At 45.4% G+C, this 11,606-nt stretch carries 6 protein-coding genes and 1 pseudogene; 3 read left to right on the plus strand and 4 right to left on the minus strand.

Translation table 11 applies throughout. The features are described from left to right. Positions 1–306 precede the first annotated feature (306 nt). The 4 genes and pseudogenes from AB7E53_RS07890 to AB7E53_RS07905 form a co-directional block, all read right to left on the minus strand. Positions 307–5,220, minus strand: a pseudogene (locus AB7E53_RS07890) (N-6 DNA methylase); the annotation flags it as partial. Next, positions 5,207–5,653, minus strand: coding sequence for a DUF1896 family protein (locus AB7E53_RS07895; protein WP_446775077.1), 447 nt, complete (start codon positions 5,651–5,653; stop codon positions 5,207–5,209). The pseudogene AB7E53_RS07890 and the gene AB7E53_RS07895, both read right to left, overlap by 14 nt. Positions 5,654–5,804: 151 nt before the next feature. Continuing rightward, the gene (locus tag AB7E53_RS07900) at positions 5,805–7,910 is read right to left on the minus strand and encodes a DNA topoisomerase 3 (RefSeq protein ID WP_446775079.1); all 2,106 of its coding nucleotides are present in this window, start codon (positions 7,908–7,910) and stop codon (positions 5,805–5,807) included. A gap of 33 nt (positions 7,911–7,943) precedes the next feature. Beyond that, complete coding sequence (locus AB7E53_RS07905) at positions 7,944–9,479, minus strand: DUF3945 domain-containing protein (RefSeq protein ID WP_446775081.1); 1,536 nt, start codon at positions 9,477–9,479, stop codon at positions 7,944–7,946. A gap of 216 nt (positions 9,480–9,695) precedes the next feature. Between AB7E53_RS07905 and AB7E53_RS07910 the strand changes: the two genes are divergently transcribed. The 3 genes from AB7E53_RS07910 (at position 9,696) to AB7E53_RS07920 (ending at position 11,580) form a co-directional block, all read left to right on the plus strand. After that, a complete protein-coding gene (locus AB7E53_RS07910; RefSeq protein ID WP_446775082.1) occupies positions 9,696–10,088 on the plus strand; it encodes a hypothetical protein in 393 nt (130 codons plus the stop codon). A gap of 96 nt (positions 10,089–10,184) precedes the next feature. After that, positions 10,185–10,871: a DUF2441 domain-containing protein gene (locus AB7E53_RS07915; RefSeq protein ID WP_446775084.1), complete on the plus strand. Its 687-nt coding sequence runs from the start codon at positions 10,185–10,187 to the stop codon at positions 10,869–10,871. Positions 10,872–10,965: 94 nt separating this feature from the next. Beyond that, on the plus strand, positions 10,966–11,580 hold the full coding sequence (locus tag AB7E53_RS07920) for a hypothetical protein (RefSeq protein ID WP_446775086.1): 615 nt from the start codon (positions 10,966–10,968) through the stop codon (positions 11,578–11,580). Positions 11,581–11,606: the final 26 nt, after the last annotated feature.

Consider the following 11,606-nt stretch of genomic DNA (forward strand, 5'->3'; position numbering starts at 1 on the left):
TGGGTGGAGCTTGAAATAGTATCTTACGCTCCCTTACGACTTTACGATGTTTACACAACAGTTCGCTTATGCTAACCATACTACTCAGCCTAGCCTCCCGACTGTATGATACTAACAGCCATTGATTTCCACTCACGCTTCTGTCTGCCCCTTTCGGGAGGAGTACATTGTCCAACCAGCTTGATACATTATATCACTATTTGGTGCATCTGGTTGTAGGCTACTGCTGACGGAACAGCAGGTTTAAGCGTTCTCCAACTCTTTGGCAGAACTTCAAACAATCATTTACGCGACTTCGTGTCGCACCCACGGACAATCGAGATGATGGATGGCTACGCACTTTTTCTGTGCGTTTACACCTGTTCCAAGCATTTCGGTTGAACCGAACATGACACGGATTTTACCCTCTTTCATTTCCTCTATCATGCGCTTGCGCATATTCTCGCTGCTGGCAGCTTCCTGAATAAAACGTACCTCATGAGCAGGTATGCCGTGATCTTCGACCAATTTACGTTTTACTTCACTATATACGTTCCACTCCCCGGCTTTGTAAGTGCCGAGGTCGGAGAAAACGAACTGTGTACCCTTATGCTGGTCGTACTTATAATAGTAGTCGGCGATCATCCGGGCGCAATGGCTGGCTTTATTGTCCACATGGTCGCCGAAGCGAGTCGGATCGACCATACGCATATCGAGCGACATCTTACGGGCGTAATCCGTCGCAATCAACATCTTTGCTTTATCTTCTCTTTCTGTCAGTTTACCACGGAACAACAGTTCACCGTCGCCGGTCTTTGCAAACTGCACAAGGCGTTCGATAAATGCCGTCTGGTCGGGCGTGGGCGGTATGTTGTGCAATATCTCGTTCTTCTCCGGACGGTCTATACCGATATCGGCGGCTGTACGAAAGTCGGTGATCTCGGAATAAAAGGCGGCCAGTTCCGGCACTTTGATGAAATACCGGAAACGCTCTTTCTGTACAATCTCATTGGTTACCGAAAACTCGTAATCAATGGACTTCTTAGCAAAAACGGCTGCCCACGCATCAAAGGTTTTAAGGTTCTGCCGCTCCATTTCCTGCGGACGGAGATATTTAAACAACAGATACAACTCGGTAAGGGAGTTGGATATGGTTGTCCCCGAAAGGAAAGTAGCGCCTAAATCGCGCCCCGTGCGTTCCTGAATGGTACGGATGGCAAAGAGCATATTCAGCGCACGTTGTGAGCCTTCGGGATTTCCCAATCCCGCTACCCGGTCGTGGCGGGTATTGAACGTAAGGTTCTTGAATTTGTGCGATTCGTCCACGTAGAGGTGGTCGATACCCATTAAGCGGAAATCGACCGTATCATCCTTACGGTTTTCAATGGTGTGCATAACCGTTTGCAGTTTGGCTTCCAGATTGAGCTTTCGCCTTATGCAACCTTTCAGCATGGCACGGGAAACTTCTTTGCCCTGGTCTTTAAGAACCTGTAAGTTTTCCTCCACGCTGTCAAGTTCGGTCTGCAATATCTCCCGTTGCAGTTCCGGTGATTGCGGTATCTTGGCAAACTGTTCGTGTGTCAGGATAACGGCATCCCAATCGTTATTCTTTATCTCACGGAAGATCCTCTCCCTGTTTTTGGGAGTAAAATCTTCCTTGCCGGGGTAAAGAACCTTTGCGTTCGGATAGGCGGTACAGAAAGTCTTGGCAATCTCATGAATATTGGCTTTTAAGCCTGTAATCATGGGTTTATTGGCTAATCCGAGCCGTTTTTTCTCCATTGCCCCGCAACACATAATCAGCGTTTTACCGCCTCCGACCTCATGGTCGCAAATATTCCCGCCCAGTAGTTTATCCATCCAGATTGCATCTTTCTGGCTCTTATACAGGTCTTGTATGCCCAATCCCCTGAGGTCAAGTCCCGGAAAGGTTTGGTGTGAGCCGTCGTAGTTGGGGCGCACAAAACAGTTGAACATACGGTTGTAGCGGTCAGCCAACCTGTCCTTGAACTCCGGCGATTGGTCGCGCAGCCAGTCGGAAAAACCGTTCCGCATCTCGTCTATCTTGGAGTTGGCGAGTTGTATGGCTTCGGGATCACGCACTTTGACCTCCTGCATTTTACCGTCAATCAGCTTGTTTACTTTTTTGGTGATGTCCGGTGAAGTGTTTTGCAGGGCGTGTTTCATCAGGTGTATGCCGTTGAATGTACGGCTCTGTGATTTCACGGCATACTGGTCGGTTATTTTTACGTTCGTCCTGTCTGCCTTTACGCTATACTCGTCGATGTTGGGTGCGAAATTTATTGTAACATCTGCATCAAATAGGTGCGATGCGTATTTTTCATAAATACCTTTAGGAATCCACCTTTCGCCGAAATTAAAATCAAGGTCATCGAAGGCAATGGGTTTCGGGGTAGCTTCCCGAAGCGCCCGCAGAGAATTTGCTGCCGGGATATGGTCGGGGTTATCATTCAAAAAACGCTCCACCCGTTCCGCTTTCTCTATGACATTTCCGGCTATGTATTTATCGGCAATTTCATAGCCGTTAATTTCCGGGTTGAAATAGATGCTGCCATGCAATTCTTCCAGAATACTATCCTGTGTTCCTCCGGTAAGTCCTGCCATATATTCCAGATTTACCCCGGCGTATTTATTCAGACTTGCGACCAACGCTTCACGGGCATCGGCAGCTTCGGTAATCTCATTGGGGTTGAACGCTACCGGATGATGAAAAATATCGGCTTTCTGTGCTACCCCGTCAATGTAGCGTTCCAAAGAAAGGATTTCCGTTCCCCGCGAATCCATTTTAATCAGGTCGAGGTTTTTCTTCTCATTCAGCCTGCCGAAACGGTCTGTGAAATTATCGTACAGACGGTTTAGCATTTCCCGGAGGGCGGGGTTGGCTTCCAGCCGTTCGGCTTCATTCTGATATAAATGATAATAAGTATCACGTATTTCGACGTAGATAGAGGCTTTCTTTTCCTGTGTTTCGGTCAGTTCCAACGGGTGGAACATAGGCTGCAAGCCTTCCATACCCCGCAGATATCCGATACGGTTATGCTCGTCCGAAACGAGCGAACCCTCACGGTAATGAGGTAGTATTTCCGCTTTGAACGGGATAGGTTTCAGGTATTCTTCCCGTTCCTGCTCACGCCGTAAGGCTTCCTGTTGTTCCGCTCTGCGGGCATCTTCGACCGGATAAACAAGCGGTGTATTATCCTGCGAGGGTTGTCTCGATTGTTGTTCCTTTTCTTCACGCTGACGACGTTCGTAAGCCTCTATCATCAACTCTTCCCGCCATTCGATTACCCGGTCTTCTTCCTGTTTCTTTTTAGGTTTGGCAGTCTTTTTCCGCTTGCGGGGACGGCTTACCTGAGAGCGTTCTTCTTCGGAGAAACCGAACAGGTCATAAAGGGTTATCAGCGGTTCTTGTTGTACGTTTACTTTTGGAGCAGCCTCCGTAGTCGGCTTTGCGAGAATAGCGGGGTCGTCCATGTCAAAAAGTGTCCCGCTGAAATTGCCCGCCTGAGTGGTTTGTTGGTTTAGCTTCGGCTCCATAGTCGCCTGAACGGGAGTTTCCGGGGCAGGCTCAATAATGCCGTAGTCTTCCGGTTGGGGTAGTCGTTCTTCTATACCCCGGCTTTCCCGCTCGGCTAAGTATGCGCCGTAATCTGCCCAATCTTCAGCAGTCGGTTCATAGATTTCCTCATCAGTATGCGGAACACCCTGTAAAGGTTCTACATCAGCTATCGGCGTCAGTTCTCCGGTGGTTGTATCAAGATTATGTCCTTCCGCCTGTGCTTTTGCGATAGCATCCTGTTCCTCTGTCGGGATAATCGTTTGAGCATTATCCCGACTGTCCATAGTTTCAAAGTGTTCCTCTACGGCTTGCCAGAACGGATCAAGCTCATCCGTCTGCCAAAGGGGATTAAGGTCATTTGGCAGTCGTTCCTCCTGTGGTCTTTGCAGGTGCGAGGTGGAAACATCGGCTTCCACTTTGTTTGAAGCACTTGCAATGTCCACTGTTGTATGCTGCTCCGGTTCAACTTGTGGAGCATCTACTTTTCTTTCTTGCGTTTGCTCCGCATGCTGGGGAGCAAAAGAGAGGTAGCGTTCAAGGTCGAGGTGTTTGGAAAAGTCCTCGCCCAGCATCCGTCGCAAGTCATCGGCAATACCTGTTTCGCCACCGGAATGGGTAAATTCCATTGCGGGTTTGCCATAAGGATCGGTTCCTACTTTGGCATCAGTTTGGATAACCCTGTCTAACTGCCGGAACAGGTTATTTATGGAAATACCGTTTGACAGCTTGCGGGATTCGATAAAATCCGTCTGCCGGTCGGTTACGGGATATTCGCCAGCCGGTCGTTTCTGCAATACAATGAGGTCGCTGCCGACTTCGGTTCCGGCATGGTCTGTAAATAGATTATTAGGCAGACGTATAGCGGAAACCACATCGCACCTGTCCGCAAGCCACTCACGGATGGGGCGGTTCTGTTCGGAGTTGAGAACGCCCTGTGAGGTGATAAAGGCGATTATACCGCCATCGCGGACGGTATCAACCGATTTCATAAAGAAATAGTTGTGCAGTGTTCGTGTACCTTGCCTACGGGCGGGGTCGGTACTTGTTGAGAAAGACGGGTCGAACAGTGCAACATCCCCGAAAGGGATATTACTGGCCGCCACATCGTAATAGCCGGAATACTTTGGCTCGATGGTTTCATACCCCTGTACCCTTACATTATCCTCCGGGCGCAGGTGTTTTAGTATCATACCTGTCATCGGGTCTTTTTCAAAACAGGTTATTTCTGCATCGGGAGCGGATTTTCTAAGACTGTCTGTAAATACGCCTGCTCCGGCGCTTGGGTCTATTACCCGCTGGGGTGTAACACCACTTTGTATTAACGATGCAATCAGAGTGTCGGCAATGACGGGTGGAGTATAAAAAGCAGATAGAATGGAATCTTTGATGCCATTCAAATAGCGTTTATATTCCCGTTCACTGGCAGTGTTCTCTTTCAGGACTGTATGCAGTTCTTCGATAAGAGGGGTTAAGGGTGTGGCTTTCCCGCCGTTCTTCGGCAGCGGGTCTATCACTTCCTTAATCGCTCCGAAACCGCTGTATTGCTGCAATACTTCTTTTTCCTCCGGGGTGGCTTCCCGCTTTTCCCGGTCGAGCGTAAAGGCTGCCTTTATCGCGTCGATATTCTGGCGAAGGTGCGCCGTTTTATTAAACCGCGCCATCTTCCAGAAGTATTTGGATTGTTCCTACGAGTTCCGTATATAAAAGGTCGTATGCAGGAGTGTCGGCAAAATCATCTGTTAGGGTGTATTTTGCCAGCACGTTACCGCATAGCGGTAAGACCTGCAGGGCGACCTTGCGGGCCGTATCTTCGGGAATTTCTACCGAAAACTCGTCCCAGAGTATATTTACAAGGGTATTGTAAACGGAAAAATGTAAACCCCGGTATAGTTCGGCATTTGCCAGTTCTTCTGCTTCAATATGGGTAAGTCCGTTTCGGATTGCCTCGCTGTAAGCCTCTGCTGCAAGGTCGGCTCGTTTTGTTATAAATGCCTTATCCCCGGTTTTGTCGGGATGACTGTCACTGAGATACGATAAGAGGGATAGCCCGTAATAGGATAGTTCGCCACCAGGCGATGAATTATTTTTTGCCATAACATTGGAATTTTAGTGGTTGAAAATATGGAGAGGGGAAAAGCGAAAAGGCGCTCCGGATTCCCACCCGAAGCGCCCACCACTAAAATTCCTTTCAAAACATATCTTAAAAAAACATGCTATGATTAGAATCTTAGTGGCAAATATACGATTATTTCCGCTTTTTCCCTTTCCCTGCATTGCCCGGTTTGTTTTTTGGAAATTCAAAAACGGTTTTATATTCACTGTCGAAAGCAATAATAGCATCGAAAGTTCCTCCGGCTTTTTTATTGAAGCCTTTTACCAGTCCGGTTTTCCCTTTACCGAAAAGGTCGGATAGTTGTACATCCGTCAGCTCTTTTCCGGCTATGGAACGGAATACCGTCAGTCCGCAATCCTCATTCCGGCATTTGGCGACTTTAGGATAGAAAACCACCTGTCCGCTGCACTTAGGGCATTTACATCCGGTACGATTGCTCGCCCCCTCGATAGAGATAGAGAGCAGTTCCGTTGTAATCTGTGCGACATATACTTCTATACCCTTGTGAAAAGTATTTGCATCCATCCCTCCCGAAGCGATTTTATTCAGTGCGCTTTCCCACTCGCCGGTCATTGAAACATCCGCAATCCTCTTATCCTTAACAGCCAGATACACGGTCAATCCTTTATTGGTGGGTACAAGTGATTTCTTTTCACGTACAATATATTCACGGGAGAATAGTGTTTCGATAATGGCTGCACGGGTGGCAGGCGTTCCGATGCCTGATTCTTTGAGAGCTTCCCGTTCGGCTTCGTCCTCAACTTCTTTGGAACAGGTTTCCATTGCGGACAATAGGCTGCTCTCCGTATGTAACGGGCGGGGTTTGGTCTGTTTTTCCAATACGTCGCAACCTTTCACGGGTAGGCTGTCTCCCTGAGTGATATCGGGCAGTACGGTGGCATCTTCCTCTTTTTCTTCTTCCTGTGCGCCAAATACGCCACGCCATCCGGCAGAAAGGATAATACTTCCCCGTGCTGTAAATATTACTCCGCCACATTCAAGGGAAACAACCGTATTTTCTTTCTTACACTTTTTAGAAAATGCTTCCAGCATACGTCCGGCAACCATTTCGTAGATGATGCGTTCGTCAGGTGAAAGTTCGCCGGGCTTGTTTTCGGTAATGATAATTGCATGGTGGTCAGTAATCTTTTTGTCGTCCACACTGCGGATATTAAGCGGGGCATTTTCCATTGAAAAAACATAAGCGGAAAAACGGGAATAGCTTTTCAGGCTGTCGAGTAGCTGCGGTATTTCATCGAATACATCGGTGGAGATATAACGGGAACCGGTACGGGGATAGGAAAGTACGGCCTTTTCATAGAGCGCTTGCGCTATCGTGAGGGTTTTATCTGCCGAAAAACCGTGTTTACTGTTGGCCTCTTTCTGCAAAGTAGTCAAGTCATATAATAATGGTGGCTCCTGATTGGCTTCTTTGCGTTCCACACTTACCACATTTGCCGTACCGCAGGAATTTACAAGGGTGTACAGTTCATCCGCTTTTGTCCGGGTATCATACTTATCCAAAGACAGGGCTGAAAAAGAGGTGGCATCTTTAGCTGTATGCAGTTTGAGTTGGAAATAGGTTTGCGGTTTGAAATCTTTGTTTTCCAGATAACGGCTGCATATCATCGCCAATGTAGGCGTTTGTACCCGTCCGAGAGAGAATACACCACTCCCGGCGGAAATACTTAATGCCTGGCTGGCATTAATTCCTACGACGTAATCTGCATGACTGCGGGCGCGGGCGGACAGGTACAGGTTATCGTAATCACTGCCCGGACGGAGGTTTTGCAGTCCCTCACGAATGGCACGGTCGGTCAGGCTGCTGATCCAAAGGCGGTCGAACGGCTTTTTGCAATCGAGGTAACTGTATATAAAACGGAAGATAAGTTCTCCCTCACGTCCCGCATCGGTCATAACGACGATCCGGTCGGCACGGGAAAATAACTCCTTAATTACCTTTAACTGCTTCATTACACCGGGGTCATTCTTATACTCCTTGCCCTCCTTAATCTGTCGGGGTTGAAGGATAAACTCTTTGGGGAGTATCGGCAGATTCTCCGCCTTAAACCCTGTTAAACCGTAGGCTTCGGGCATGGCAAGTCCGACCAGATGACCGAATGCCCACGTAACGGCATAGCCGTTGCCTTCTAAATATCCGTCTTTCTTTGTTGTTGCTCCCACGATAGCGGCGATCTCACGCGCTACGCTGGGCTTTTCTGCAATACATACTTTCATTGTGATTTTGTTTTTTGATTGTTAATTAATGAATTAGGAAACCCCACGGCTTTTCCTTGCTTTAGGTGCAGACTGCCGTTTTTGAGGATTTTGGCGCTGCTTGTTCTCGTCCTGCTTCTTCTGCTGGCTTTCGGTCGGCTTCTGCTGCCCCTGTTGAAGTGGCTTGTCCACTTTCTTGGTTGCTTCGTTGGTCTTACCCTCGGAATTGACGGCTACCTGAGTTTTGCTTTCTTCGGCGGGTTTTACCGTTGCACCCTGCTTTTTGGCGTAGTCGGGATTCCATTTGTAAAAATCCAGCTTGCCTTTTTCGTAGTTCGGTTTAACCCACGCATTGAAAGGCTGATCCTGCCCGTCTTTCATCATGGCTCTTACATAGGTGGCTTTACCTGCTTCTAATGATTTAATCTGCTTTTCGTCAAGCTCAACTCCCAACAGTTTTTTAGGGATGAAAATCTCTTTTTTGTCTTCACCCTGTGAAACTTCCTTTTTTGTTTCCTGACCTCCCGCTTTCTTCTGCTGGCGGATTTCTTTATTCTCCTGAGCATAGCGGTTACGGTCTAAGCCGTCATAGGTAAAATCGAATTTCTTATCGGAAGCATTAACCTGAACGTAGCCGTCGAATTTAGTCCCGCTGCGGGAAGTCATGCCCTCAACCAACACTTTGCGTCCTGCGGCAAAGTCCAACTTCTGTCCTTCGGTAAGTTCGACGCCTTTAATTTTGTCAATCGGCCCAATCTGGCTGACTGGCAGAACTTCCAATCCGTTGGTCATTTTGTCAAGGGTAACATAACAGGGTTCTTTCTTGCCGGGAGTTAGTTCCAGTTCAATCACTTTTCCGGCATTGCCCGTTGTCAGTAGATTGGCTTTTGCTTCATCATCGAGCTTTGTCCCATGCAGGGGTGCATCCAGATTCGGTTTTTCCTGATGGTAATGTGGAATAGCCTTGATTGAGCCGTCCGGTTGTTCTTCCAGCGAGATGCGTCCTTTTGTGGGGACGCGCATACCGCCCGGCTCCATTTCGGGATTCATTTCAACCATCTTGTTGGACTTATGGCCGTAGGACATCGCTTTCAGGTGCGGTTCCATATCTTCCCACTTAATCCCTTTGCGTTCCAAATCTGCCCGGTCGATTTTGCTTACGTCCATCGGCTGGAAAGTCGATTGGGAAGTGGTGTCGCCGCCACCCTGCTGTACTTTGGGGTTCTGTCCCTGCCGGGCTGCCAGTTCGGCTGCCGGATCGACACGGTACTTTTCCAGTTCTTCGGGTGGAAAGTTCATCTTGACGAGTTTGTTGAAAACACTCTCGGTCATGATAAAGACCTTGTTGATGGGATTGGATAACCCTGAATGTGCCGGATTATCCGCCTGCTCCATCATCTTTTTTAAAAAGGCTTCAATGAAAGAATCGTTTGTGTTCACATTCAACAGGGAAGCCAGATTTGCTTTAGTGGGTTCGACGGTCTGAATATTTCCGTCCTTATCCACATCGGTAACGGCTTTCAGTTGGCCGCTGCTTGCATCTTGAACGAGCATTACTTTTTTTGCATCGTTCTTTAATTTTTCGTCCATATTTACGAATGTTTTTAGTTCGCACCAATATCAGTGCATAGGCGAAATTAGATGTAACATATTGACTGACAAAGTGGTATCAAGCCTGCGGAGGCTTCCGGCAATCAACTGGCGACTTGTGGCAGCAAAGTCTTGTCGGCGGAGAAAATTGAGTGGGTAGTTTTTCCACCTTATCCGGCAATATTGCCTACCTTTGGGCAGAGATATTTTTAAGGTATGGTTGAGCAATTTTATTCTATAAAGCATCTGACAACCGAGCAGTTAAGGGAACTGTTCTCGTCTTACCGCAACCGGGGATGGGTGGACTATGATTATTATAAATTGATGCCCGAAGGGGTTACTCCGCCAAAGTTGTCGGATGAAGAAATAATGTTCAATATGGACGGAGCCAATCCGCACAATTATTTTGTGTTCATGCGGGGTCTGGAAGATGAAAAAGACGGGATAATGGTAGGTTTCGGACTGACAGACCACCCGTCATTCGGGGCATACCTGCATTTGGATGAGAGCTTGTTGGATGAGGTAGTGAAAAAGTACGGTTTGAAAGCGAGTGATAAGCCTCAACAGAATTATCTGTTTGGGAATAATGGGAATGGGTATTTGAATTGATTACGAAAAAAGAAACAACAGGGACATTATCTCCAGTTATTGAAGACGGTGGAATTATAAATAATATGAGATTATAGACCTATGATAAGTAAAAATATGGATTATTATAAAGTTGTAAATCATATAGATAGAGAAGCTATTATTGATACTTATAGCACAAATTACAGTTTAATATTGTCAAAATCCAATAATTATGCAGATTTATTGGATTTTATAGTTAGTTCTTCTGAAGAATTGGAAATTCCTCTCGATTTTTATTTCACCTTAAACAATGGTTTATCCTTATTTGGTGAAATGTATCTGAAGAATTTTTCTCAACATAATAATGGCTTAATTTCCTATTCTAAGGAGGTGTATGCACAAAGAAATTTTCCGATTCGAGTAGAAGATTTTGTCTTGATAATTCAATCTCTTATTAAAATAGGTATTCAGCTATTTAATGAAGGGTTTTATCTTTGGGAATATATTTACGAGTTAGTACGAAAAGAATATTGTCCAAACAAGCCTAAAAGAGCAGATTCATTCTTCCTGTTTGATAGCGTAAATGATTGCATCTATTATAGAGATAAAATAAAAGGGGGAGGGGAAATCTGTAAGGTTGAAATTATTAATGAAAGAAAATTATTCAAAGGGGATATGAATTTGTTGGATTTAATACCTAATAATATTACAACTAAAGAAGCTAAAAATCAAACTCTTAAATATTGGAATGGAGAAAGTTCTACGATTCCTGTTTATGAATATCTATTGGAGGGGGAGTGTAGATTAATACCAATAAAATAATACCAAAAGATATATTATGGCGAAATGTTATATGTGTGACAATGAGAGTACATCCGTCGAGCATGTTCCTCCGAGATGTTTTTTTCCTAAAGATATGAGGCTTAATCTATATACTGTGCCTGCTTGCAAAATTCACAATGAGGATACATCTAAAGATGATGAATACGCAAGGAATATTATAACGATGTCTATCGAGAATAACCAAACATCTATTGATCATTTTTTTTCTAAATCATTTTCCTCTCTTAAAAGAAGTTCTGCTCTTGCAAACGCCATTATTAGTACTCTGAAAGACGTTTCTTTTTACAAGGAAAATGCAAAATCAATTCAAATAGATAGAAGGCGATTCGATAGAACCATAAGAAAAGTAGCTTATGCTTTGTTTTATCAAGAGTTTGGTTATACATGGGAAAGACTTCTTGCTGTGACAACCAATCAAATAAAAATGGGAGATATGTCTAATGACCATTTGGGCGATATTTTTGACTCTTTGTCTGTGGATTTAGATAAATTTCAACTCAAAGGAAATAATCCTTTAATATTTCAATATACTTTCTTCGACTTTACCTCTGAAAAGTATAATAAAGCATTATTCATGATTTTTTACGAAGTGTATATAACAATTGAAAAGTATACCATATTCCAGTTGAAAAGTATACCAGTGCTCATTGTTTGCGAAGATAAAAAAAGTTATCTAAACGCAGGTTAGATTCTTTTATTTTTGATCCATTTTTG

The sequence above is a fragment of the Macellibacteroides sp. genome, from assembly GCF_050251695.1.
Lineage (GTDB): Bacteria > Bacteroidota > Bacteroidia > Bacteroidales > Tannerellaceae > Macellibacteroides > Macellibacteroides fermentans.

Bases quoted from the DNA above. Each gene is read 5' to 3' on its own strand.
- AB7E53_RS07895 (WP_446775077.1), bottom strand. From the start codon at position 5,653: ATGGCAAAAAATAATTCATCGCCTGGTGGCGAACTATCCTATTACGGG.
- AB7E53_RS07900 (WP_446775079.1), bottom strand. From the start codon at position 7,910: ATGAAAGTATGTATTGCAGAAAAGCCCAGCGTAGCGCGTGAGATCGCC.
- AB7E53_RS07905 (WP_446775081.1), bottom strand. From the start codon at position 9,479: ATGGACGAAAAATTAAAGAACGATGCAAAAAAAGTAATGCTCGTTCAA.
- AB7E53_RS07910 (WP_446775082.1), top strand. From the start codon at position 9,696: ATGGTTGAGCAATTTTATTCTATAAAGCATCTGACAACCGAGCAGTTA.
- AB7E53_RS07915 (WP_446775084.1), top strand. From the start codon at position 10,185: ATGGATTATTATAAAGTTGTAAATCATATAGATAGAGAAGCTATTATT.
- AB7E53_RS07920 (WP_446775086.1), top strand. From the start codon at position 10,966: ATGAGGCTTAATCTATATACTGTGCCTGCTTGCAAAATTCACAATGAG.